This window comes from Chryseobacterium nakagawai (genome assembly GCF_900637665.1).
Taxonomy (GTDB): Bacteria; Bacteroidota; Bacteroidia; order Flavobacteriales; family Weeksellaceae; genus Chryseobacterium; species Chryseobacterium nakagawai.
This window is the reverse complement of sequence record NZ_LR134386.1, coordinates 376,751-402,537: the sequence shown is the minus strand read 5'-3', so window position 1 is coordinate 402,537 and position 25,787 is coordinate 376,751. Positions and strand designations below refer to the sequence as shown.

At 35.5% G+C, this 25,787-nt stretch carries 26 protein-coding genes; 15 read left to right on the top strand and 11 right to left on the bottom strand.

Annotated features, from left to right (window positions below):
- Positions 1-52: 52 nt before the first annotated feature.
- From EL260_RS01885 to EL260_RS01855, 8 genes are all read left to right on the top strand, one after another.
- Positions 53-736 (top strand): hypothetical protein, encoded by a 684-nt coding sequence (locus EL260_RS01885; protein WP_123858599.1) that lies wholly within the window; start codon positions 53-55, stop codon positions 734-736.
- Positions 737-740: 4 nt separating this feature from the next.
- Positions 741-1,295, top strand: a complete 555-nt coding sequence (locus EL260_RS01880) for a hypothetical protein (RefSeq protein WP_123858598.1) — start codon at positions 741-743, stop codon at positions 1,293-1,295.
- A gap of 204 nt (positions 1,296-1,499) precedes the next feature.
- Positions 1,500-1,670 (top strand): hypothetical protein, encoded by a 171-nt coding sequence (locus EL260_RS25430; protein WP_164464419.1) that lies wholly within the window; start codon positions 1,500-1,502, stop codon positions 1,668-1,670.
- A 357-nt stretch (positions 1,671-2,027) separates the two neighbouring features.
- On the top strand, positions 2,028-2,948 hold the full coding sequence (locus EL260_RS01875; RefSeq protein ID WP_123858597.1) for a helix-turn-helix transcriptional regulator: 921 nt from the start codon (positions 2,028-2,030) through the stop codon (positions 2,946-2,948).
- Positions 2,949-3,031: 83 nt separating this feature from the next.
- Positions 3,032-3,628 carry a hypothetical protein gene (locus EL260_RS01870; RefSeq protein ID WP_228445271.1) on the top strand — a complete coding sequence of 199 codons (597 nt, stop codon included), beginning with the start codon at positions 3,032-3,034 and terminating at the stop codon, positions 3,626-3,628.
- A gap of 5 nt (positions 3,629-3,633) precedes the next feature.
- Complete coding sequence (locus EL260_RS01865) at positions 3,634-4,065, top strand: nucleoside deaminase (RefSeq protein ID WP_123858596.1); 432 nt, start codon at positions 3,634-3,636, stop codon at positions 4,063-4,065.
- An 88-nt stretch (positions 4,066-4,153) separates the two neighbouring features.
- Positions 4,154-4,348 (top strand): hypothetical protein, encoded by a 195-nt coding sequence (locus EL260_RS01860; RefSeq protein ID WP_123858595.1) that lies wholly within the window; start codon positions 4,154-4,156, stop codon positions 4,346-4,348.
- Positions 4,349-4,400: 52 nt separating this feature from the next.
- Positions 4,401-4,586, top strand: a complete 186-nt coding sequence (locus EL260_RS01855) for a hypothetical protein (RefSeq protein ID WP_123858594.1) — start codon at positions 4,401-4,403, stop codon at positions 4,584-4,586.
- Between the two features lie 79 nt (positions 4,587-4,665).
- Here EL260_RS01855 and EL260_RS01850 read toward each other — a convergent pair whose 3' ends face one another.
- From EL260_RS01850 to EL260_RS01830, 5 genes are all read right to left on the bottom strand, one after another.
- The gene (locus tag EL260_RS01850; protein WP_123858593.1) at positions 4,666-5,202 is read right to left on the bottom strand and encodes a GNAT family N-acetyltransferase; all 537 of its coding nucleotides are present in this window, start codon (positions 5,200-5,202) and stop codon (positions 4,666-4,668) included.
- 60 nt (positions 5,203-5,262) lie between these two features.
- The gene (locus tag EL260_RS01845) at positions 5,263-6,021 is read right to left on the bottom strand and encodes a type III pantothenate kinase (protein ID WP_123858592.1); all 759 of its coding nucleotides are present in this window, start codon (positions 6,019-6,021) and stop codon (positions 5,263-5,265) included.
- A 104-nt stretch (positions 6,022-6,125) separates the two neighbouring features.
- Positions 6,126-7,964, bottom strand: a complete 1,839-nt coding sequence (locus EL260_RS01840; protein WP_123858591.1) for a M1 family metallopeptidase — start codon at positions 7,962-7,964, stop codon at positions 6,126-6,128.
- Positions 7,965-8,146: 182 nt separating this feature from the next.
- Positions 8,147-8,626 (bottom strand): DinB family protein, encoded by a 480-nt coding sequence (locus EL260_RS01835; protein WP_123858590.1) that lies wholly within the window; start codon positions 8,624-8,626, stop codon positions 8,147-8,149.
- 153 nt (positions 8,627-8,779) lie between these two features.
- The gene (locus EL260_RS01830) at positions 8,780-10,471 is read right to left on the bottom strand and encodes a DUF6909 family protein (protein ID WP_123858589.1); all 1,692 of its coding nucleotides are present in this window, start codon (positions 10,469-10,471) and stop codon (positions 8,780-8,782) included.
- A gap of 306 nt (positions 10,472-10,777) precedes the next feature.
- On the opposite strand from EL260_RS01830, the gene EL260_RS01825 reads away from it, so the two are divergent.
- Together EL260_RS01825 and EL260_RS01820 are read left to right on the top strand one after the other, a co-directional pair.
- Positions 10,778-12,973: a glutamine synthetase III family protein gene (locus EL260_RS01825; RefSeq protein ID WP_123858588.1), complete on the top strand. Its 2,196-nt coding sequence runs from the start codon at positions 10,778-10,780 to the stop codon at positions 12,971-12,973.
- 510 nt (positions 12,974-13,483) lie between these two features.
- Positions 13,484-14,194 (top strand): C40 family peptidase, encoded by a 711-nt coding sequence (locus EL260_RS01820; protein ID WP_123858587.1) that lies wholly within the window; start codon positions 13,484-13,486, stop codon positions 14,192-14,194.
- 178 nt (positions 14,195-14,372) lie between these two features.
- Here EL260_RS01820 and EL260_RS01815 read toward each other — a convergent pair whose 3' ends face one another.
- The 6 genes from EL260_RS01815 to EL260_RS01790 form a co-directional block, all read right to left on the bottom strand.
- On the bottom strand, positions 14,373-14,954 hold the full coding sequence (locus EL260_RS01815; RefSeq protein WP_123858586.1) for a pentapeptide repeat-containing protein: 582 nt from the start codon (positions 14,952-14,954) through the stop codon (positions 14,373-14,375).
- 80 nt (positions 14,955-15,034) lie between these two features.
- The gene (rodA, locus tag EL260_RS01810; RefSeq protein ID WP_123858585.1) at positions 15,035-16,264 is read right to left on the bottom strand and encodes a rod shape-determining protein RodA; all 1,230 of its coding nucleotides are present in this window, start codon (positions 16,262-16,264) and stop codon (positions 15,035-15,037) included.
- On the bottom strand, positions 16,261-18,306 hold the full coding sequence (locus tag EL260_RS01805; protein WP_123858584.1) for a peptidoglycan D,D-transpeptidase FtsI family protein: 2,046 nt from the start codon (positions 18,304-18,306) through the stop codon (positions 16,261-16,263). The genes rodA and EL260_RS01805 overlap by 4 nt, the downstream gene beginning before the upstream one ends.
- Positions 18,303-18,809 (bottom strand): rod shape-determining protein MreD, encoded by a 507-nt coding sequence (locus tag EL260_RS01800; RefSeq protein WP_115968295.1) that lies wholly within the window; start codon positions 18,807-18,809, stop codon positions 18,303-18,305. The genes EL260_RS01805 and EL260_RS01800 overlap by 4 nt, the downstream gene beginning before the upstream one ends.
- Positions 18,802-19,656: a rod shape-determining protein MreC gene (gene mreC / locus EL260_RS01795; protein WP_123858583.1), complete on the bottom strand. Its 855-nt coding sequence runs from the start codon at positions 19,654-19,656 to the stop codon at positions 18,802-18,804. Before mreC ends, EL260_RS01800 begins: the two co-directional genes overlap by 8 nt.
- Before the next feature lie 28 nt (positions 19,657-19,684).
- Positions 19,685-20,710: a rod shape-determining protein gene (locus tag EL260_RS01790; protein ID WP_002982450.1), complete on the bottom strand. Its 1,026-nt coding sequence runs from the start codon at positions 20,708-20,710 to the stop codon at positions 19,685-19,687.
- Positions 20,711-21,037: 327 nt separating this feature from the next.
- Between EL260_RS01790 and hemA the strand changes: the two genes are divergently transcribed.
- The 5 genes from hemA to EL260_RS01765 all read left to right on the top strand — a co-directional run bounded on the left by hemA (position 21,038) and on the right by EL260_RS01765 (position 25,785).
- Entirely contained in the window at positions 21,038-22,312 is a 1,275-nt protein-coding gene (gene hemA, locus EL260_RS01785) for a glutamyl-tRNA reductase (protein ID WP_123858582.1), read from the top strand.
- A complete protein-coding gene (gene hemC, locus EL260_RS01780) occupies positions 22,299-23,207 on the top strand; it encodes a hydroxymethylbilane synthase (RefSeq protein WP_123858581.1) in 909 nt (302 codons plus the stop codon). The genes hemA and hemC overlap by 14 nt, the downstream gene beginning before the upstream one ends.
- 62 nt (positions 23,208-23,269) lie before the next feature.
- Positions 23,270-23,953, top strand: a complete 684-nt coding sequence (locus EL260_RS01775) for a uroporphyrinogen-III synthase (RefSeq protein WP_123858580.1) — start codon at positions 23,270-23,272, stop codon at positions 23,951-23,953.
- 45 nt (positions 23,954-23,998) lie between these two features.
- Entirely contained in the window at positions 23,999-25,036 is a 1,038-nt protein-coding gene (gene hemE / locus EL260_RS01770; RefSeq protein WP_123858579.1) for a uroporphyrinogen decarboxylase, read from the top strand.
- 83 nt (positions 25,037-25,119) lie between these two features.
- On the top strand, positions 25,120-25,785 hold the full coding sequence (locus tag EL260_RS01765) for a hypothetical protein (RefSeq protein WP_123858578.1): 666 nt from the start codon (positions 25,120-25,122) through the stop codon (positions 25,783-25,785).
- Positions 25,786-25,787: the final 2 nt, after the last annotated feature.

Sequence of the window (25,787 nt, the reverse complement as noted above, 5' to 3'; positions counted from 1 at the left end):
GCTCCGGCAGCCATCCTTTTAAAAAATCTTTATCAATTAAAAAAAACTTATCATGCCAAAATTGAATGAATATTTAGGAGGTATTGTCTCTGAAATTGCCGCAGCCAGAAAAATGACAGACTTACAGACTGTACAAATTGCAAAAGAATATGCTAAAGATGATTTATTGAAACATTTTTCCATTCCAAGAATGAAAGTGGGGACAGTAGATCTTACTATTCCTTTTGCTACAGCAGGAAGCTCCCCTATCTTGCTTTTCAAAGATTTTTCTTATGAAGAAATTACCAAAGTTGCCTCAACGGATTATAATGCTTCTGATACTAAAAATGATCAGAATTTAAGAAATTTCCTAGCCAATCAGGAGTTTAGTTATAATGATTATATAACGAAGATTAAGTCTGAAAACAAACCGACGCTCACCGATACTCAAATACAGTATTTTGAACCTATTTCAAAATATACAGTAGAATACTGTCGTTCTCTTCCCAATTTTACATGGAAGAATACAGATCCCCAGCTTTTACAGCAAAACCTTTTCAACAGGATTGTTTTGGAAGCCAGAAGAGTTATTGAAAAGATAGATAACCGGGAGATTATTGTAGAGGCAAGCAAATTAATGCAACTGGATGCCAAATGCCTGATTTTCGCTAAAATGAGTGTGAGTGAAGCAGGAATGGAATGGTCGAGATATGAGGATATCAATGGAAATATTATAGAAACGCTTATCCCTGAATAATAGAATGAAAAAGTCACAGTTTATTTTAGTTTCCCAGCTAAAGGATCAGCTGCTGGAATTTCCAGCTATTGTTTCTTCGTTGGAGAAAAAAGATCTTTTTTTTGTTGAGAAAATGCTTTCATGGCTGAAGTCTGTAGAGAATATTCTTTCTACGAACACCATTAGTGAAGTTTCGGAAATAGCCGGTTTCAGAAGTAAGATCCTGGCAGGTAAAATCAGTGATGAAAGAAGTTTTAATGCTAAAAAAAACCAGCTCAAGGTTACCGCAAATCTTCTTCACGATGCGCAAAACTGTGTGCTTAATGTGTTACTGCCTCATGAAACAAAAATGAATGAATGCAGAGATATCACCAAGCAAATCCTGGCTTTAGCAGCACAAACAACAAGCCCGCTTTATACTTCAGAAATAACATTTGAAGATTTTGTACAGAAAGTCTGGTGCCATATCCTTTCTGATAATGATTTAAAATTAGGAGGCATCAAACTCAAATCAATGCTTTCTGAAATGGACATCATTATGCTTATTGCTGATGAAATAGATATTAACGATTTTTCTTAAAAACTAAAATAACTCAAAATTCTTTTGAGTTATTTTTTTATACGTCAAGTTTTGACGCCACCCTCTATTACCTTTGAAATATAAACAAGAGCACAAAAACAATTAATAAAAAACTTTAAAAAGCCTTTGAATTCAATATTGATCTATGCTGAGCAACCTAAAGTATGTTCAAAACACAACCAACACCAAATCACAATACAAAACATGGAAACATCCAATCACAATACAGATATACTCTTCGATGAAGATCTCTACACCGTGGAATGGAGTGACATCGAAAATGCAGAGATGGATTATGAAAACTATCTCAATGACATTGAAAATTTCTTCAGACAAGATTTTGATGAAGATATCCTGGAAGAAGATCCCTTTTAAATAAAAAATATGACAAGTTCTGATGCTGTCCGTCATTACTCTCTATCATGCACCCAGCAGTCTCATTAAACATTCTCAACGCCTTTGAATCACCATTCACAAATGTTGGACAGCCAGAACGATGTCTGAAAATATAACACACCTGTGGAAATTCGGCCTACGACCAAATAAAACAAGGCCTAAGATCCTGAAGCGATCTTGTAAAGCTTCAAAATTTATTCTGAAAATAAATATTAGAATATGGAATAAGCCACAGGGTTTCTGTGGCTTATTATTTTTCAAACTTCATCACAAAAAAATAAAACACGACACGTTTTGTCGCATTAAGCCCATATATTTGTGGTACAAAATTTTACCATGAAGAAAGATTTTTATCTGACAAGATATGCCTTAATTATTAAAAGATTAGAAAGTTCTCCGGCTACCTATTCCCAGTTGGAAGACTATCTATTAAATTCTTTTGAATTCCAGGATGCCGGGATCAAAAGTTATTCTATCCGTACCTTGCAGAGAGATATTCGTGAGATTTCCGACCTTTTCAACCTTTCCATTCACAATAAGAAAAAAGGTGACAACCGGTATTATATTGAAAGCCGCCCCATCATGGAAGTGGATGAGTATAACCAAAAACTTTTGGAATCTTTCCAGGTAAGCAACGCCCTGAATCTTCACCCTGATTTTTCAAATTTCATTTTCTTTGAAAGCCGTAAACCAACTGGTATAGAGCATTTTTATGATTTGTTCTTTGCCATCCGTAACAAAAGAGTGGTTACTTTTGAACATTACAATTATAAAAATAAACTGATGACCTCCCGAAAGGTCCATCCTTTGGCTTTAAAAGAATCCAAAGACAGATGGTATCTTATTGCGATTGACACTAAGGATAAAATTTTAAAATCGTTTGGATTAGACAGAATCAATTATCTGGATGTGGCTAAAAATCAGTTCAGAGAAAAGTATAAATATAACTTCAGAGAGCATTTTAAAAATGCTTTTGGAGTGATGAACCTGGCAGAACAGAAGCCGCAGAACATTGTATTAAAATGCAGCCGCCATCAGGGAGAATACATTAGAAGCTTCCCGCTTCATCAGTCACAAAAAGAGACTAAAGAAACTCCGGAAGAGATCTATTTTGAGTTTTTCCTTCATCCTACTTATGATTTTATGCAGGAACTTTTATCCTATGGAAAAGAAGTCACCGTGCTAGAACCGAAAGGTTTAGTTGACGACATCCGCAATCATCTTCAGGAATCTTTAAATCGCTATCTTGAAAGTTAACAGATGCTGAATCAATCTCATATTTTTTAGTTATATTTACATAAATATCCCTATTGAGAACTTTATTCATTTGCATATTTTGTATGATTTCTTCATTTTGTTTATCTCAGCAAAAAGAGGAATTCCGGTTGGTAAAAAATTATTACAACCAGCATAGAGGTATGCTAAATAATGAATTCAAGAAAAAATTTGATGCAGAATCCAATGTTCTTAAAAAAGATGCGATCAAAGGAGATTTTCTTTTTTTTATGAAAAAAATGGATAGCATTGAAAACACTGCTTTAATTGGAGCACTGTTGAGGGTAAGAAATATTGAAGATCTTCAGACTTTAAAAACAACAAAAGGAATCTCTCAGGATTTTACCGATAAATCTGCGAATGTAGAAAAGATGGCAGATTATCCCGGAGGCATCAATACCCTACGACAAGAGGTTGCAGATCTTCTTTATGTAGAGGGGGTGAACTCTGATTCCAAAACAGTAAAAACAGATGTTATATTTATTGTGGAAAAAGATGGAAGCGTAAGTAACGTTCATGCTCAGGGTGATAATTTTACGTTCAACAGACAAGCTGAAATTGCCCTCTACTCTATTTCTGAAAAATTTTCTCCCGCAATGGTAAAGGGTGATCCGGCAAGATTCCGTTTCAGGATTCCTTTAACTTTAACGATGGTTGATTAAATTAGATGTTTACAGACGAATATTATATGAAAATGGCCCTACAGGAAGCAGCGGCTGCTTTGGAACAGGATGAAGTTCCTATCGGATGTGTGGTTGTTTCCAACAACCGTGTTATTGCAAAAGCACACAACCTCACTGAAACATTAAACGACGTTACTGCCCATGCAGAAATGCAGGCTATCACCTCAGCCGCTAATTTCTTAGGAGGTAAATATCTAAAGGATTGTACTCTTTATGTTACCATGGAGCCATGTGTCATGTGCTCAGGAGCTTTATCATGGTCACAGATTTCCAAAGTAGTTATTGGTGCCAGAGATGAACAGAGGGGTTTTATCAATAAACACCTTTCTCTACATCCAAAAACAGAAGTCATTACAGGGATTATGGAAAATGAGTGCTCTACCATTGTTAAAGATTTTTTTAAAAGCAAAAGATAAGTTTCTTTTTTGTCACCGCATATTGAAAAACAAGATACAAGTAATCAAATAATTACCTACATTTGATTTACATTCAAATTAAAACAATATGAAAAAGCTAACCAGAAAAGAAACAGCTAAAATCAATGGTGGAATCGCACCGGGACAATGCTTTTACACTGATCCTAACACAGGCAAGAGAAAACTTGGATGCCAATTAGGCCCCATTCCAGACTGTTGTGGAGGATGGATTTATCCAAATCCTGAATACGCATGCCAACCATGTACAGTTACTGATCTTTAAAAATGAATAAAGACAATTAAACTAATTCCATTTACCTTCAAATTAAAACAACATGAAAAAATTAGCAAGAAAAGAAACGGCCAAAATTAATGGTGGAATCCGCCCTGATCAATGTTTTTATATTGATGACAATGGGGTAAGAAAAATCGGATGCAGAACTCAACCTTTTTTTAATGAGGATAGTGGCACATGGATCTATCCATTGAAAGAATGTGATTCATGTACAGGAGATCTCTAAAAAGGCCCTTTTGAAAACCATAAAAAAATCAGAGAATATAATGTTCTCTGATTTTTGTTTTTATAAGGTCGTATCCCAATTAATCTTTGAAGATAGAATACATAGCAAGGTCAAAATATTCGTCGTCTTTTTTGGCATGTTGTTTTAAAAGAGCCTCCCGCTCCATTCCTATTTTTTCCATGATTTTTCCGGAAGCAGGATTGTGAAGGAAATGAGTAGCATAAATCTTATTAAAACCTAAGTCATTAAAGCCGAAATCTACTATAGCCTTCGCTGCTTCTGTAACATATCCTTTATTCCAGTAGGGAATTCCTACCCAATATCCAAGCTCCGCCTTATCATCATCTCTGTCATGAAGCCCGATAGCACCTATAAGTTCCTCTTTTTTATTTCTAATTCCAAAGGTAAAGCCAGTATTATCATCAAAAGCCTCTTGGGACATTTTTATCCAAAGCTGAGCATCATTTTCCGTATAAGGATAAGGAATATTAGAGGTAAGATCTGAATAAATTCTATGCTTAAGAAACTCAACAATAAAAGGGATATCCTTCTCTTCCAACTGAGAGAGAATCAGTCTTTCAGTTTCTATTTTTGGAAATTCTTTTAATTCTTTCATATTATTCATGGTTATATTGAAATAAAAGTTGAGGTATAACTCAACATTTCTGGATGATATCTACAGATCTTTTCCAAGGAAATAAAGCCCTTTCAAGGTATGCAGTCTATCCATTACATGAATCTTATCTGTTAAAGGTTTATACACATGAGAAACCCCTCCTGTAGCTACCACAAAGCAATCATCATTCACCTCATCATTAATACGATTAATAAAACCTTCTACCATCCCAAGGAAACCATATACCATTCCGCTTTGCATACAGGTTACCGTATCTAATCCTAACACAGATTTAGGTCTCTTAAGTTCAATATCTGGAAGCTGAGCAGTCTGATTGATCAGGGAGTTTAAAGAGGTTACAATCCCCGGAGCAATAATTACTCCCAATGTTTCACCTGTTTCAGCCACACAGCTTGCCGTAAGAGCCGTTCCGAAATCAATTACAATCTTTTTCCTGTTTGGGTAAAGGTTATGAGCTGCCACAAGATTGGCATAAATATCCGTTCCCATCTGCTTAGACTTCGCCTGTACTCCTGATGGCGTTGTACGATCAACAATTACCGGATTAACTCCGTGGATTTTCTTAATTCCTGAACTCATCACTTTGGTGAGCTGAGGGACTACTGATCCTATAATTACTTTCTCTATTTCTTTTGGGTCAACTTTATACGTCTGATAAAGCATCAGCATTTGCACATAAAGCTCGTCTGCTGTTCTATAAGGTTTTGTATTGATTACCCATGAAATATCACAATTATCACCATTAAAAAGGCCAAATCTGATATTGCTGTTCCCTACGTTGATTACAATTGAATTCATTTATATTTAAACAGGCTATGATTTGAAAAAAATTTGAGTTCCAAATTTATAAAAAAATAAAAGGAGTATTTGCAAATACTCCTTTTATCTCTATGTTGATCTTTTTATTTTACTTCTACAAAGTTATCCGCCATATTCACATCTGCGATTCTCTGGCTGAAATCAATTCCCAATACTGACAATTGAGATTTTGTATAAGGAATGGTAATCGTATATTCTTTTTGAGTCCAAGGCCAGTAAGGCATCGTCTTGAATTCACCATAAGCATCTTTTTCTTTCCACGTATGAGTCATATTCAATGGAATCTGATAAGTTACAATTTTCTTATCCGTAGTCATTACACTGAAATCAATTGGCATCGGAACCTGACCGTTATTGATAAGGGTAACTGTAGTAGATTTTGCATCATACTTTACCTCCTTAATTCCGTAATCGATCGTTTTGGTAGTATTGATCCAATAATTGTGGAACCATTTTAAATCCATTCCTGAAACCTTTTGAGCAATATGAAGGAAATCTCTGTCTGACGGGTGTTTCATACTCCATTGGTCATAATATTGCTTCAACGTTTCTGCGAGCTTCTGTTCGCCCATAATATATCCTAACTGTACCAGATACAACTCTCCTTTTACGTAAGAAGCATACGTGTAAGAAGTTCCATTATCATGGTGATCTCCTAACCAAACCGCAGGTTCTTCAATTCCTTTTTTAACAAAGTTTCTGTACGCGTTCAAAGTGTTGGCAAACGGATTCGGAAGCTCTTCCGGAAATAACTGATACATAGTATATCCTTCTGCATAACTGGTAAAACCTTCATCCATCCAAGGACGTACAGATTCGTTAGTCGCAAGCATTTGCTGGTACCAAGAGTGAGAACCTTCGTGAGCCATTAGTCCCATCAGTCCTTTGATATCTTTAGCCTCACCAAGAATCATGGTACACATTCCGTACTCCATTCCACCGTCACCTCCTTGAATAAAGGCATAAGTTGGATACACATATTTCCCGAAATGAGAATTCATGATCTGGAAATACTTGGTAATGTAGGGTTGTGCTTCTCCCCAAACCTTAGTTTTATCATTCTTCAGATAGACTAAATATACTTTTGGACCTTCCGGAACATTAAAGCTTTCCACAGAATAATCTCTGTCTGCACTCCATGCAAAATCAAGGATGTTTTTCGCAGTCCATTTCCAGGTTGCTTTTTTATCTTTTTCTGTTTTGATCTTTGCAGCAGCATCGTATCCTTTTACTTCTGTTGGGTTTTCAAGAATTCCTCCAGCTCCTACTACATAGTCTTTATTAATTTTAATCGTAACATCAAAATCTGAAAACGGTGCATGGAATTCTCTTCCCAGATAATCAAAAGTTGCCCAGCCATCATAATCGTATTCAGCAATCTTCGGATACCATTGTGTCATAGTCATATCCACCCCCTCTCTATTGTTTCTTCCACTTCTTCTGATCTGCTGAGGAATTACAGCATCCCAATCCATGGTAAAAGTTGTTGTAGAGTTTGGTTGAATAGGCTCCGCCAGATATACTTTCATAATGGTTTCCTGAACTTCAAATTTCAGATCCTTACCATTTTGTTTGATCCAGTGAATATTTTGAGCTCCTTCCTGATCTTTTGGAATGGAAGACAGTGTTGAGATTCCATTTTTCTGCAACCTTCCGTCACCATTTTTCCCTTGGGAAGACACTCTCTGATCCATCATGGAATTAGGCTTGAAAGCATTCCAGTACAGGTGAAAATACACCACATTCAGCTCATCCGGTGAGTTATTGGTGTATTCTAAGGTTTGTTTTCCCTGATAGGTAAATTTTTCAGCATTGACATCAATATCCATCTTGTACTTCGCAGCCTGCTGATAATAAGCTCCTTGCTGAGCATGAAATTGTGAAATGATAAACGCAAAAATGATTGCAGCCGATTTTCTCATTTAAAATTTTATTTTTTCTAAAGGTAGGTAATTAAAATAAAACCCTCAAACGTGGAGTTACAAGAGGGTTTTGTCTGTTTTAGATGATTTTCTACTGGTCTTGTTAAATGAAAAGTAAAATTATTTTTTCAATCATAGAGTATACAGATTTTCACAGATCATTAGGAGTATAATTTTGGACTTTACTCTATGTATTGTTCTTTCAACAGTTTTTTTATGAGAGTAATCTGCCCTAAATGATAATAAGCATGTTCAATCATCCCGTCTATATTTCTCTGATACGTTCCATATTTTTCATCTACAAACTTTTCATTAAGCTTTGAATCCGGCATTTTTTCTAATAATGCTATAAACTTTTCAGAATCCTCCCATAGTTTATTTAACAAGCTTCCCCATTGTTCTTGAGATTCAATAGGGGGAAGATCAAAGCTGTATTTATCCTTTATTTCCAGATCTCCTCCTTCAAAAACATGTACAAGCCCAGCTATATAATAATCAATATGAAAAGTAAGCATGGCAATGGTATTTAAAGAACCTACTTTGGTTGTCGCTTGTTCCCAGTTTATATCAGAAAGCTGATCTCTAAAATTGGTATTGGCAATCCAGAGACCATCAAGCAAAACTTCTCTGAATCTTTCGGCTAATTGTGATACTGAACTCATGATAAATATGTTTTTCTAAAGATAAGTAATTAAAATATTGATTTTTAATCTCTCGCAGATTTTGCAGATAGCGCAGATCTTTATGTATTTTAAAACAAAAAAGCCCCAGATGCATTTTACATCTGAGGCTGATATTATCATTTGAAATTACAATTATTTCTTAGCAGAAACTTCTTTCTTTCCGCTTCTTAGGATCTTTTCAAGGATTCTTAAAGTAATCAGATACGTTGGTTTTACTCCTGTAAGACCTAAACCTCCTGAAGATAAAGTACTTCCAGTCTCTAAAGGATTATCCGAAGCATAATAAGCATAGCAAACGAACAGATCCGGTGAAATATGATGTCTGATTTTAGAAGCAACCTGAATCGCTTTCTGATAGTGAGCACCTTCCATTTCAAGACCAATCGCTCTCCACGAAGTATTCATAAAGTAGGACAAGATATCCTTGTTCTGAAGCGATGTTCCTAAAACTGTGATCATAGGACCTTCAAAAGCTTTCAGTTCATCATCTTTAAAATCATCAAGCTTCAATGCATTTTCAAAAGGATAGTTATCTGCGGTACCTTCAAAAATGTGAGAAGTTGGGATCATAATATCACCTTTTTCTCCGGTAAGAATACCAGCTTTACCCATAATGGATACTGATTTTACATGCATCATGTATACTTCTCCCTTATGTTCATAAGGTTTCAGCAATTCATCCATTACTTCAAAAGCCTGTTCACCGAAAGCATAGTCAAAGACCATTACTACATCATCTCCTGAGAACTTAGTATCAGCAAATGGAGTATTTTTCAGGTTCATTTTGCTAAGGTCAATGATCTGTACATCAATATTGCTTCCACTTTTATCAGCAATATGGATCATCCCTTCATCCATGGCAAATTTTAAGACCTTGTCACGAAGTTCTTTTTTGTTAGAAATCTCTTCGTACAACTTATAATCTACCTCATTGTTATGCTTCTTTTTAAGCGCATCATTTGCATACAGCATATTTTTCACAGAGTGCATGTTCGCCGAAATAATATGCAATGGACGGTTATGAAGATTATTTTCAAATAAAACCTCCTTCACTTTATTCGCCCATTTCTCACCAAAGTAATGGTGTCCTACTCTTTCTTTTAATATTGCACTGAAATGAATTTCTCTTTCTGTAGTTCCTTTTGCATCTTCAAGACTTACTTTCGCTAAGTTATAGATGATTTTAAATAAACGGTCCGGATTATTATCATCACCAAAAGTATTGTAAGCTCTTAATGTTTCATCAAAAGATCTTCCTATTAAAGAGGAAAGGTGAATTAGTGCCACTTCTTTCTCTTTTCTGCTGAATTTCTTTTCACCTTTCACTACTTCTTCAATAATTTTGAATGCGCGTGTAGGTTTCCAGTTTTCATCCTGAATGAATGCCAGGTTACGGATTTTATCAGCTTCTATAAATAGGAATGTAAGGTGGGTAAGAATGTCATAAATTTCGGAACGGCCCAAAAGAACTTCAATATTCATCTGGTGTTCGTCTATTCTATAACAGTTTCTTCTTCTTTTCTTTGGAACAATTGGTTCGAAACTTCCTTTATCAAACCCTTCATCAGATGTAAGATGAATAAAAGCACATTCTTCAATTCCCTCCGGAAGCCTGTCCAGTACATACATTAAACCATCAAGTTCCAATTTACTTGGAACACTCATAGTTCCATAAATTTCCGGATTAATAGTTTTCAACAAGCTTCTGATACTTTCTCCTGAAACCCCTGCTGGCTTGAAAAATCCTCTATAAAATAAATGTCTCATAGAGATGTATAATCTTTCAATAGCCTCTGTTGTTTCTCTTGCTCTAGAATTTGTCATAAAATAAATTTCACACAAATATACGAAATCTTTGTCCATTTTATTTTAACTATCTTTTAATAAGTGGCTTAAATTCGCATAGGATCACGGAATGTATCATATAAAATGTATTTATATACTACCACCCTTTCCAAACCCCGATAAATATTGCATTTTAATCTTCGCAGAAACAAACACCCCTACTCGAAACACCCCAAACAATTGTTTAATTTATATAAAATTTCAAAACACCCCTTAATTTTTTAGGGTCAAATCATTTTTGTTTCATTTTTTTTGTAAATTTGCCCTATCAAAATTCACCCAAATATGTCAACCTTAAGATTCAAAGCATTAGAAACTCTTCCATTTAAGGATTTCAGAAAAGATAACACTGTCGAAATCCCTGGGAAATTGTCAGAACTATTCTGCCAAAATGTTTTCTCAGAAGAAACAATGAGAGAATATTTAACGAAAGAAGCATTCCAGTCTATTATGGATGCGGTAAAAAAAGGGACTAAAATCCAGAGACACATCGCAGATCAGGTTGCTGTAGCAATGAAAGACTGGGCAATGAGCAAAGGAGTAACACACTATACTCACTGGTTTCAGCCTTTAACGGGGACAACTGCAGAGAAACATGATTCTTTCTTCACTCCTATCGAAGGAGGTAGGGCGATCGAAAGATTCAGCGGAAACTTATTGATTCAGCAGGAACCGGATGCGTCTTCTTTCCCGAATGGAGGAATCAGAAATACTTTCGAAGCTAGAGGTTATACAGCTTGGGACCCTACTTCTCCAGCTTTCATTATGGGAACTACATTATGTATTCCTTCGATCTTCATCTCTTATACTGGAGAAACTTTAGATTATAAGGCACCTCTTTTAAGAGCTTTAAATGCTGTAGACGAAGCTGCGACCAACGTAATGCAGTATTTTGATAAAAACGTAACAAAGGTAACTCCTACTTTAGGTTGGGAGCAAGAATATTTCCTGGTTGATTCCGCGCTATACCAATCACGTCCGGATCTTGTATTAACAGGTAAGACTTTATTAGGACATTCTCCAGCAAAAGGGCAACAATTAGACGACCACTACTTCGGTTCAATCCCTACAAGGGTAATGAACTTCATGAAAGAGCTGGAAATTGAGTGTATGAAACTGGGAATTCCTGCTACAACAAGACACAACGAGGTGGCTCCAAACCAATTTGAGCTCGCCCCGATGTTTGAAGAAGTAAACGTTGCTGTAGACCACAACTCTTTGTTGATGGATATCATGGCGAGAGTAGCTCATAAGCACCACTTCCACATCTTATTCCACGAAAAACCATTCGCAGGAGTAAACGGAAGCGGAAAGCACAACAACTGGTCTTTAGCTACTGATACTGGTGAAAACCTTTTAAGTCCAGGAAAAAATCCTAAGAAAAACTTACAGTTCTTAACATTCTTCGTGAATACTATTAAAGCTGTATATGAATATGCAGATCTTTTAAGAGCAAGTATTGCTTCTGCAAGTAACGACCACAGACTGGGTGCTAACGAAGCTCCACCGGCAATTATCTCTGTATTTATCGGAAGTCAGCTATTCAGCGTTTTAGAAGAACTTGAAAAAGTTACCAACGGAAAATTATCTCCTGAAGAAAAAACAGAATTAAAATTAAATGTAGTTGGAAAAATTCCTGAAATCCTATTAGATAATACAGATAGAAACAGAACTTCTCCATTTGCCTTTACAGGAAATAAGTTTGAGATCAGAGCAGTAGGATCTTCTGCAAACTGTGCAGAATCGATGACTGTAATGAACACTATTGCTGCAAAACAATTAGGTGACTTCAAAAAAGAAGTAGATGCTTTGATTGAAACAGGACTGAAGAAGGACGAAGCTATTTTCAATGTATTAAGAGAATACATCAAGCAATGTAAAACCATTATGTTTGAAGGTGACGGATATTCTGATGATTGGGCAAAAGAAGCAGAGAAAAGAGGATTGAACAATCTGAAAACAACTCCAGAAGCTCTTAAGCAGGAAATGGATAAAAAATTCCTAGATCTTTATGAGGAAATGGGAATCTTTAATCACAGAGAGGTTGAAGCAAGAAACGAAATTAAACTAGAAAAATATTCTACTGTTATTGACATTGAAGCTAGAGTTCTAAGTGATATTGCAAGAAATCATATTATTCCTTCTGCTTTAAATTATCAAAACAGGTTAATTGAAAACGTTAAGGGTCTTAAGGAGATTTTCGGAGACAAAGAATTTAAGCCATTAGCAAAAGAACAGATGAGTCTGATCACCAGCATTTCTGAAAATGTTTCTAAAATCAAACTGGGTGTTGAAGATCTTATTAAAGCCAGAGAGGCAGCAAAAGGCATATCAAACAGCCAAAAGCAGGCAGAAGAATACTGCAACAAAGTAAAACCACTATTCGACGGAATCAGAGAGGCTTCTGATAATCTTGAAATGATGGTGGACGATGAGCTTTGGCCAATGACAAAATACAGAGAGATGTTGTTTACAAAATAACTCTGTAAAGTTCCATATTAGTTAAATTCCTCAGTTTTCTGAGGAATTTTTTTTATAATGTCTATTCCCTCAACATAATTCCCTCTTCTTCGTTAAGACTTTTGCTACTGTTAACTAAACATTGCCTCATATTCTATCCTATCCTGAAAAGCGATATATCACATAAGACTATTAACAAAATTCTCCTTAAACAACTACTATCATTGCATTTATACAGAATTTATTTTGTTTTTTTAACAGCGTTGAAAATTAGAGTTTTAAATTACAAAACGTGATTTATAGAAGAAAATCGATAGATTTTGTTAAAGAATCTTAATAAAAAAAACCGCAGTCTTACCAAAAACAGGCAATTGCGGTTTATTTTTCTTTAACATATGTAAATAATATGTTAAATAGTGTTAAAATAAGATCCTGACAATTATCATATCAGGGGTCTTTTGCTCGGAATCTCTACTTTTGTATTGCTTTTGAAAATAAATATTCCATTTTAACACGGTTAATCAAATATATATGAAGAAAAGAGTTTTGTTTTATTTAGTTGCTTTAGTTACTACAGTATCATTGCAATCGTGCGCTACCAATTATGTAGTTTCAAAACCAGCAACTTACAGTAAAGAATACAAAACAGATGCCAAACTAGCTTCTATTGATAACAAAAAAATGGAGCAGGATAAGCAGAAATTAATCGACTCTTTTCTTGCTGAAAAAGCTGCATCTATAGCAAATGCTAAAAAAGCTGTTAAAAATTCTGAGATTGCAAAAGCAATCAGACATAATAAAACCATTGATGGTATCCTTGAAGAAGCTGAAACATACCTTGGAACCCCTTACAGATATGGAGGAACTACAAGAAGAGGTATTGATTGTTCAGCTTTCGTTCTTTCTGTTTTCGGAGCTGCAGCAGGTCTTACTTTACCAAGAGTAGCAGCTTCTCAGGCTCAGGAAGGTGAAAGAATTGAAAAAGGAGACCTACAAAAAGGAGACCTAATCTTCTTTTCTCACGGAAGAAGAATTTCTCACGTAGGGATTGTAGAAAGTGTTACTGAAGAAGGTGAGATCAAATTTATCCACGCAGCAACATCTAAAGGAGTAATGGTTTCTTCACTGAATGATTCTTATTGGGGACCTAAGTTCAGATTCGCAAAAAGAGTTATCAACGCGGAGGGGGAAGCTTACAACAACCTAGCTTCTACTACGCAAGCTACACCAGCAAATTTTTAATTTTATAAATAATTGATTTAAATAATGAAGCCATCAGAAATTCTGATGGCTTTTTTATTTGTCTTATTTAAAATTAAGTTTTGGCTAAAGCCAACGGAAGATATTTTATATAAAAAAGCGAACTAAAGCCCGCTTCTATTGTGTCTAATAATTAATGTTTACAACAACCTTTCAGAACCTAGCTGTTTCTGTCTATTTCAATATCCAGGTTATACAACAGTCCATACACTTCCGAAAGCGAAAATTTAGCCTTTTTAAGCCTATTTAAACCCGAATCAATCGAATAGTTAACAGAAGTTCTCAAATCTGCTTTTTCTAGGTTAGTATTATCGAAAACAGCTCCTGACAAATCACAGTTATAAAATACCGCACTGGATAAATCACATTCTGTAAAATCCACCTCAATAAGTTTAGAATCTTTGAAAATAGATTTCTTGATCGATGTTTGGTAGAAAACAGAGCTATGAAGAGCACAACCATCAAATTTAAAAGAAAGCCCAAAGCCATTACAATCATTAAACTGTAAGCCGAGCATCTTACATTCTTTAAAAGTGACATTCCGAAAAGCTGCTGAGGTAAGCTTTGCCATGCTTAAATTACACCCTATAAAATCGCAGTCTGTAAAACTAAAACCAGACAGATTTCCATATTCAAAACTGCAATTCTTAAAAGTACAGTTTTCATACTCTCCTTTTTCCAATGGGATCTGTACAAAATCTGTATTTTCAAAATTTTGATCTAAAACAAAAGTGTCTTTCATAAAAGTAATGATTGAAGAGGTATAACAATAGAATCCACAAATGTTGCAGAACTAAAACCAGTTTAAATCTTTTAAGATAATTATACTAAGCTATTCTTATCCGAATAATTAAGTTTAAAGAAAATAAAAGTCATCATAGAGAAGGCCAGCAAAGAACTTCCACCATAACTGAAATAAGGAAGCGGAATCCCTACCGTTGGGAAAAGCCCCATAACCATCCCTAAATTGATTGAAAAGTGCATCATCAGGATCGAGGCAAAGCAATAGCCAAATACACGGTTAAAGGTAGATTTTTGTCGTTCTGCAAGGTAATAGATTCGTCCGATATATATCATGTAGCATAAAATAAGGATAGCACTTCCTAAGAAGCCCCATTCTTCTCCTACGGTACAGAAAATATAATCGGTTTCCTGCTCCGGAACGAATTTTCCTTGAGTAACAGATCCTTCACGATATCCTTTTCCTAAAAGCCCTCCGGATCCAATAGCGGTTTTGGAGTATAATAAGTTATATCCAGAAGTATCTCTAAACGCCTTTTCACCTTTATAAAGAACCTCAATTCTTTCTCTCTGGTGCTTAGGCAGTTTTTCTAAAATATAAGGAGAACCAAATGCCAGTCCACATAACAAAAGAATAGATCCCGAAATTCCTGATATAGAAATCACATCCCAGGACATTCTATGGTAATTCATCGCGATCAAAACTCCGGCAATAATTAAAATAGCAGCAGCTACATATACTGGCGGAATCGCTAGAGCTACCAAAAAAACAGCAGCAAAAACAAATCCCACACCAAAGAGCAAGCCACTTAATCCTTCTCTGTATAAAGCGATAAAAAATGCAATAAATACAAGCATAGAACCAACATCGGGAATAGCCAATACCACAACTGCAGGAATTCCAATAATCCCTAAAGCTGTCAGCAATGACTTTTTGTTCTTAAGGTTAAAATCAGGTCCTGAAACATAGTTGGCCAACATTAATGCTGTACCAATCTTTGCAAACTCTACAGGCTGCATCGTAAGACTTCCAAACTTGTACCAGTTCTTCTGGCCTAGAATTTCCTTTCCAAAAGGGAAAAGACCTATCAGTAAGAGAACGCCGCCTATATAAATAATACCTGCCATATTCTCGAAGAATTTACTTCTTCCTACAAATATAACAAGTCCTACCACTAAAGATATACAGAAGAAGATCAATTGCTTTTCTCCTAATTTCTGATCAACACTGTAAATATTGGCAATAGCAAAAATGCAAAGCATGAAATACAGTCCTAGACCTAGTTTATCTATCCCTTCTGTCCATTTCATTGCTTAACAGGTTTTTTAGGAGCGTTAGTATTCTTCTTATCGTCTTCTATTTTTTTCTGAAGCTTGGCTTTTTGCTGTTTAACAAGTTCCAGGCTATCTTTTATTCTTTTTTGTTTAATTGAATCCGGTTTAGGGTCTTTATAAAGGCCTTTACGCTTCAAGTCTGCAATCCATTGTCTTTTGTATTCCGGCATAAAACTCGAGGTAATCATTTTTTTATACAGATTTTCCCTTTTCAAATCACCGGTAATATATTTTTCTGCAATTACTGTACAAGCCGGTCCTGCCCATGTCGCTCCAAACCCTGCATGTTCCATTACTGCTACTACAACAATTTTTGGTTTATCTGCAGGAGCAATCAATACAAAAATAGAGTTATCCTTTCCTTGTGGAACCTGCGCTGTACCTGTTTTGGCTAATTGTGTAAAGTCATTGGATTTCAATCCTCTTGCCGTTCCTCTCAAAACTACGGCTTCCATACCTTTTAAAACAGGTTCAAAATGTTTTGGATCAACTAATGTTTTATGCTTAACCTTAAATCTTGGATCTGGATTTGCTTTTCCATCAATTGCTTTTACGATATGCGGTGTATAATACCATCCTTTGTTGGCAATAGCAGCTACATAATTTGCCAACTGAATAGGAGTTACCAAAACATCTCCCTGTCCCATTCCATTATAGATAGCTCCGGTTGACATTTCATCCCAATTTTGGAAATCGGTTCTCTTCGAACCACTTGCCTTCATGATGGCTTTAAACCTTTTCTCGTAAAAATCTCCGGAAGGTATTCTACCCTTTGCACCCACTGCAAAGTCATTATTTAAAAATTCTCCTACTCCAAAGCTGCTCATTATTTTCTTCCACTCATCAACACCTTTTGAAGGATTTCCCGGATACTTTTTAATAATTGCAATAAATGCGTAGGTAAAAAAGCAGTTACTGGAAACCTGAATAGAAGGAATTAGCGGATCGGCTCCACCATGCCCTTTAATTCTTTTACCTTTATAGAAAAATCCACCTCCACAAGGGAAAACCGTTTTTTCATCCATTACTCCCATTTGCATCGCTGCTAAGGCAGTCAATAATTTGAAAGTTGATCCTGGGGGATATCCTGCTTGTAAAGAACGATCAAAAGTAGGTTTATTTTCATAAAGTGTATCTTTTGACAGAGCATATAAATTTTTGGATTTATAAGGTCCTGTGAAGAGGTTCGGGTCAATATCCGGTCCAGTTGCTGCCACTAATACTTCTCCATTATTAGGATCAATAGCTACAATTGCCCCATGTTTGTTAACAAGCATTTCTTCAGCAGTTCTCTGAAGATCATAATCAATAGTCAGAGTAATATCTTTACCTGTAATTACATCCTTATCCAAAGATCCGTTTTTATAAGAACCAATGTTTCTGAGCCTGATATCTTTTTGGATGTACTTCATTCCTTTTACTCCACGAAGTTCCTTCTCATAAGACTTTTCAACCCCAGTTTTACCGATAAAATCTCCCGGTAAATAGTAGACAGAATCTTTTTTAATCTCTTTTTCATTCACTTCACTGGTATACCCTAAAAGGTTTCCTGAAGTAGAAACTTCATATTGACGCTGAGGTCTCTGTACAATATTAAATGCCGGATATTTAAAAATAATTTCCTGTACTCTCGCAATATCTTCCCTGCTAAGGTCCTTTAGAAAGGTCATAGGCGTCAGCTTAGAATAATATTTTTCTTTCTTAATAACATTGATCTTGTTGATAAAATCCGTTTTACTGATCTTCATCAGACTGCAAAAGCCTAATGTATCAAAATCCGGTTTCATTAAACCTTGGGTAAAGGAAATTTCATAAGCAGGTTGGTTTCCTACCATGATCTTTCCGTTTCGATCAAAAATAACTCCACGCTGAGGAATTACATATTCAATTTTGATGGAAGTATTGGCTGCGTTCAGCGCATAACGATCTGTGAACAATTGTAAATACGCAAGCCTCGCCACAAAAATAAGGGCGATAACAACAAGGATGGAAAAAATTTTTAAATAACGTGTGTTCAAACTTTTTGTTTGATTTTAAATATTAATGCGTAGACCACTATAAATATAAAAGAAATTACACTTGTCACCAACACATTAAATAATATTTCAAAAAATCTGCTAAACTTAAAGAACTCTATATATTGTACTAAAAGCTGATGCAGGAAAATACTTGAAAATAAAAACAGCAAAAACTGCGCCCATTGCAGGGACTGAAAAGAGAAAAAGTCTGTAGACGTATCTGTAGATGTTCTGAATATCAAGGTCCTGAAATAAGCGATCAGCGTTGTAGCAAAGGCATTGATCCCCCAAGAATAAAGGAAACCATCAATAGACAACCCTATCAAAAAGCTTAACGCAAGAAATTGAAATTTGTTTCTGAAGAAAGGATAGAACATGACGAACACAGGGTATAATACCGGAGTATACTTCCCGAAAATAGTAATCCTGTTCAGTACAAAAATCTGTAATGCAACAAGAAATATCATGATTAATATGTCCGTAAATAAAGTTCTGCTAATCATTTTCCTTTTTTATTACAGCCTGCATCGTGTCCTGAATTTTCTGCACTTCTGCTTTCTTCAGGTTCTTCACGACATACACTTTATTCAACGCACCCATTTTTTCACTCAGCTCTACTGAGATATCCCAGAAACCGGTTTTATTATCTACTGAATATCCGGCAATAGTTCCAATAGTTACCCCTTTTGGAAAAATTGCAGATTTCCCGTCTGTAACAACGGTATCTCCAACTTTTAAAGCAACATATTTCGGAATATCTGCAAGGTGCATCACCCTGGAGTTATCTCCGTTCCATGTTAATGTTCCAAAATATCCGGAATTTTTCAGAGCGGCATTAATTCTGATTCTGTTTACACTTAATACAGATTGAACCAATGCATAACTGTCTGTAGAATTGATAACAATCCCCGCGATACCTCTAGGTGCCATTACCCCCATCTGTGGAAAGACACCATCTCTTCGGCCTCGATTGATTGTAAAATAGTTATTTCTTCTGTTGATGCTGTTGAAAACAATTTCACCATCAACAAAAGTATAGATCTGACCGCCTCCGATGGTATCATGTACTCTTTTGAAAACAGGATTTTTTGTTCCGTCTTTTCCATACAATTCTGCCATAAGGGCTTTATTCTGAACCACAAGATCTTCATTGATCTGTTTTAGCTTCAGATAAGAAACTCCCTCATCAATATACCCGGAAATCCATGAATTTAATGCAGCTGTTTGGCCTGCAATCCAGGATCTCTGCATGGCATTTCTAGAGAATATCAGAACCAGAGCAATAATTTGCAGGAATATAAAGAAGACAAAAAGTGTGTTCTTCGAAAATAATCTCAGCAAAAATCCCATTCAGATATACAGTCGTAAAAAGTTAAAATTATTTAATTAAGAAATTGAATTTATCCATATTCTTAAGAGCAATACCGGTTCCACGAACTACAGCTCTCAACGGATCTTCTGCTACAAATACAGGAAGACCTGTCTTTTTGTGGATTCTGTCCGCAAGGCCTCTTAACAATGCACCTCCTCCAGCAAGATAAATACCTGTTTTATAAATATCAGCAGCCAATTCCGGTGGAGTAAGGGAAAGCGTTTCCATTACGGCATCTTCGATTCTGATGATAGATTTGTCTAATGCACGGGCAATTTCTTTATACCCAACCATAATTTCTTTTGGTTTACCTGTAATAAGGTCTCTACCTTGTACCGGAATATCTTCAATGTCTACATCAAGATCTTCCACTGCGGAACCTACTTCAATTTTAATTCTTTCAGCAGTTCTTTCTCCAATATAAAGGTTATGGTGAGTTCTTAAGTAATATGCAATATCGTTGGTAAATACATCTCCTGCAATTTTCACAGATTTATCACATACGATACCTCCTAAAGCTACAACAGCAATCTCCGTAGTACCTCCACCTATATCGATGATCATATTCCCTTCAGGCTTCTGTACGTCAATCCCAACTCCTATAGCAGCAGCCATTGGTTCATAGATCAATCTTACTTCTTTTGCGTTTACTTTCTGAGCAGAGTCTCTTACCGCTCTCTTTTCAACTTCAGTAATACCAGAAGGAATACAGATTACAATTCTTAATGCAGGCTGTATGAATTTACCTTTGATTCCAGGAATTTTCTTAATAAATTCCTTAATCATATGTTCAGAAGCGTGGAAATCTGCAATAACGCCATCTTTCAATGGACGGATTGTTTTGATATCCTCGTGAGTTTTACCTTGCATATGTTTCGCCTGTTCACCTACAGCAATGGGTTTACCCGAAGAACGTTCAATTGCAACAATTGACGGTTGATCTATAACAATTTTATTATTATGGATGATAAGGGTATTGGCTGTTCCCAGGTCTATCGCAATTTCTTGCGTAAACATATCAAATAAACTCATATTTTTCTTCTGATTTTAAGTTTACAAAGATATAAATTTAACCCTACTAAAGAAATTTCAATGCAACATAATTTGGTTAAAATTTTATTAAAATTTATAATTCTTTATTAACTTTCTGTTTAGATAATTACAGAGTTTGATTTCAACCAAAATTAATGGGACATCAAAAGGGTAAAAAAGACTAAGAAAAGATCAAAGCAAATAGAAAAATTGCCTAATTAGCTTTCTTGATCTTTTTTTGACTTAACTCTATAGTTTTTTACGATAATTATCATATACACTATCAGAGGATGATTAATTAAAAAAAGCGTAAATTTGCCGTTGCTTATGTTACAGTATTCCAACATCCATCGAACATCGAATTTTGCCGTGCTTTCTATAAGCTACGAAAAGGCTGATGTAGAAACGAGAGGAAAGTTTGCATTCTTTGATGAAAACATCAAAAACTTTGTTTCCCGCGTCCATCAGGAAGATCTTGGGGATGCATTTGTAGTTTCCACATGTAACAGGACAGAGATCTATACCACTTCTTCCAATTATCTTTTAGTAGCAGAAGAATATTGCAAAACCATTGGAGTAAACATTACAGATTTTCTTCAGTTTGCTAATATTTTAACTAAAGAAGAGGCTTTAATACACCTTTTCAGGGTCGCTGCGGGACTTGAAAGTCAGATCATTGGAGATTTTGAGATTATAGGTCAAATCAAAAAAGCATATAGCCGTTTTAAAAAGGAAAGGCAGAATTCTAATCCATACCTGGAAAGAGCAATTAATGCTGCTATTCAGATTTCCAAAAGGATAAAGAATGAAACCGGAATTTCCAACGGAGCCGCTTCTGTTTCTTATGCAGCAGTTCATTATATTCTGAATAGCCAAAAGAAAATTACTGAAAAGAACATTCTTCTTCTTGGAGTAGGTGAGATTGGACAGAATACGGTTGAAAATCTGGTAAAACATGTTTATCAGCCCAAAATTAAAATTGCAAACAGAACTCAGGAGAAAGCTGAAAAAATTTCTCAAAAATATAATATTCCTCACGTTGATTATTCTGATTTTGACAAGGAATTAAAAGAAACAGATATTCTTATCGTGGCTACAGGAGCCAAACACCCAATTATCAACCAATCTCATTTCCCGAATGGAAAAGAAACATTGGTGATAGACCTTTCCATTCCTCATAACGTTGAAAAGAATGTTACGGAAAATAAAAATGTAACTTTAATTGATGTTGATGAACTTTCAAAACAGATCCAGGAAACGATTCAGCAAAGGGAAAAAGAAATTCCTAAAGCCGAAAAGATCATTAAGGAGCTGATGAAAGACTTTATTGAGTGGGAGAAAAAAAGAAAACTAGCACCAAACATTCACCATTTCAAAGCCGTTTTAAAGAATATGGAACGCAATGAAATGCATAATTTTTACAAGAAAAATAAATATATAGACATCACGGATATGGAACTTTCTGATAAAATGATCCAGAAGATCACCAACCGTTTTGCAAAATATATCATCGATAATCCTTTAAAAGCCGAAGAAATTAGTAAATTAATGCACGAAATATTAGTTGAACAACCAAACAACGAATTCAATGAAAAGCATTAGAATCGGAACAAGAAATTCCGCACTTGCACTTTGGCAGGCTAGAGAGGTTGCGAGGCACCTTCAGAACAACAACTATTTAACGGAGATTGTTCCTATCGTTTCTTCTGGCGATAAGAACCTTAATCAACCTTTATATTCATTAGGAATCACCGGGGTTTTTACAAGAGACCTTGATATAGCCTTATTGAATGATGAAATAGATATTGCAGTTCATTCTTTAAAAGATGTCCCTACCCTGTTGCCTCAGAATATTGAGATGATTGCCTATTTGGAAAGAGATTTCCCACAAGACATTTTGATCAGAAAAGAATCAGCTAAAAACAAAGAACTTCATGAACTAAAGCTTGCAACAAGCAGTTTGAGGAGAAGAGCTTTCTGGTTAAGACATTTCCCGAATACTGAGTTTTCTGATATCCGTGGAAATATTCAGACGCGTCTTCAAAAGCTTGAAGATGGCAATTTTGACGCTACCATTTTATCTTTGGCAGGCATCAAAAGAATGAAAATGGAAATTGATTATGAAATGCTTCCAGTAATGATTCCTGCCCCATCTCAGGGCGTTATTGCGGTTGCAGGACATTCCGATAAACCGGAGATCAATGAAATCCTGAAGCAGATCAACCACAAGCCCACTCAGATCTGTGTAGAAATCGAAAGAAACTTCCTAAGTACTTTAGAAGGCGGATGTACAGCCCCTATTGGAGCTTTTGCAGAAATCATTGAGGATCAGATCCGCTTTACAGCAGCCCTTTGCTCACTGGATGGTAAAAACTGCATTGCTATTGATGAGAACTTCGAGTACAACCCGGAAGAAAATTTTGGAGAAAGATTCGCCAAGGTAGTACTGGAAAACGGAGGAAAAGAATTGATGACAGAAATCAAAAGCCAGATCTAGATTATTTAATTCAATTTAGATCTCTAATTTTTTAACTCTTTTCATTTTCTAATCCAACAGACATGAAAATCTTATTTACCAAAAATATAGACCAAGCTATTATATCCAAAGAATTAGGAGAGGATATCCTGGTTGATTGTGTTGAGGTAATTAAGACCAAGCCTATTCTCATCAGTCCGTTTGAACTGAAAAATTACTCTTTGATCTTCACCAGTGTGAATGGTGTAGCCTCGTTTTTTAAAAATAGATTTAAGCCTAATGAAAATTTCACGGCTAAAAACTACAACAAAATCTACTGCGTGGGTGAAAAGACAAAAAGAGCATTAAGAAAGCACGGCTTTGGAACATTTAAGGTCTTAAAGAATGCAGATGCGCTTTCCAGATTCATTATCGGAAACTGCCAGCATGAACAGTTCCTTCATTTCTGTGGTAATCTCGCCATTAATGTACTGGACAAAGAACTTCCTTTGCAAAACATTAAATATAAAAAGATCACAATATACAACACTGAGGAAATCAATCCTTTAATTCCTGAAAAATATCATGCCGCAGTATTTTTTAGTCCCAGCGGAGTTCGTAGTTTTGCAAAGCAAAATTCTCTGAAAGATATGAAGCTGTTTTCGATTGGAGAAACTACATCAGGAGAATTAAGAAATTACACTCACGAAAATATTTTCACGTCCGAAGAGAACACTCTGAGCTCTATTTTTGAGCTGATAAGACTGGAAATTGTGACCAAACTTTAGAATATCTGTTACCGGATTAAACGGTGATATTAGTTTAAATAGATTATGATAAAAAACGACCTATATTTAAAAGCACTTCGCGGAGAAACCGTTGAAAGACCTCCTGTCTGGATGATGAGGCAGGCTGGAAGATATCTGCCGGAATTCATTGCTTTAAGAGACAAATATGATTTCTTTACAAGATGTCAGACCCCTGAGCTTGCTGCTGAGATCACTTTACAGCCTATCCGCAGATTTCCTTTAGACGCAGCGATCCTGTTTTCTGATATTTTGGTAGTTCCACAGGCTATGGGAATTGATTTCAAAATGAAAGAATCTGTTGGCCCTTGGTTAGATACTCCTATCAGAACAATGGAACAGGTTCAAAACATTGAAACTCCGGATGTGAATGATACGTTAGGCTACGTTTTTGACGCTATTGAATTAACCCTTCAAAAACTAGACAATGAAGTTCCATTGATCGGTTTTGCCGGATCTCCATGGACAATTCTTTGCTACTGTGTAGAAGGAAAAGGAAGCAAAGCTTTTGATATTGCAAAATCTTTCTGTTTTCAACAGCCTGAAGCAGCTCATTTATTACTTCAAAAGATCACCGATACTACGATTGCTTATTTAAAAAGAAAAGTAGAAAAAGGTGTTTCTGCTGTACAAATTTTTGATTCATGGGGAGGAATGCTTTCTCCAATGGATTATCAGGAGTTCTCTTGGCAATATATCAACCAGATCGTTGAGGCATTAAGCCCACTTACCCATGTAGTCGTATTCGGAAAAGGATGCTGGTTCGCGTTGGAAGACATGACTATGTCTAAAGCTTCGGCTCTTGGTGTTGACTGGACCATTAAGCCAGAATTCGCAAGAACTTTGACAAACCACACCATGACTTTACAAGGGAACTTTGATCCAGCAAGATTACACTCTACCCCTGAAACCATCAAAAAGATGGTAAATGAAATGATTAACCGATTCGGAAAAGACAGGTATATTGCTAATCTTGGACATGGTATTCTTCCAAACGTTCCTGTTGAAAATGCTGAAGCATTCATCAGAGCTGTGGTTGACTGGAAACCAAATTCAGAATTTTAATACAACATGAATATAACATTCTAAATAATAAGCCTCATAAGTTTCAAACTTATGAGGTTTTTATATCAAAAAAAAAATAACCTATGGAAAACGAAAAAAATCCCGGATTTGAGGATTTCATGAACTTTGTGAATCAAACCCGTGAAGAGAAAAAACAGAAAATCAATGTTGAATTATATGACAAAATTTCTTTATGTGTAGATCAAGTCATTGAATACAAGAAAAATAGCGATATAGGCCTTTTTATTGAATCATTTAAGAAGCTTAAAGAAATTACTTTGGAATGCGATAATATAGATGAGATCACTGATATCTTACTGTACGAAAGAATTTATGCCGCTCATTCAAAGGAATACAGCGAATTTTTTTCAGACATCACAATCCCTCAAATGTATGGAAAAAGCAAAAAAGAAAATTTTCAATATATTGAAAATGCCCTATTTGATCAGGATGGTGGTAAAAAGGAGCAAGCTTTGGTTATCTACATCAAAATAGCAAAAGAACATGGCGAACATCAGCTAAAGATTCTGAATTTTATCGAAAGAAACTATCAACGCTTTTCTCAAAATCAAAAAGTCCTTTTCTGCATGCTGACTGATGAAATATTAAATCACAGCCCACATGCTAAGAGAATCAAAAAATTAATGAATGTAAAAGAATACTCATTAACTTATGGAGATAATGATACTCCTGAAAACGTTCAAAATCATGATTCCCAGGATAAAAAATGGTGGGAATTCTGGAAATAAAA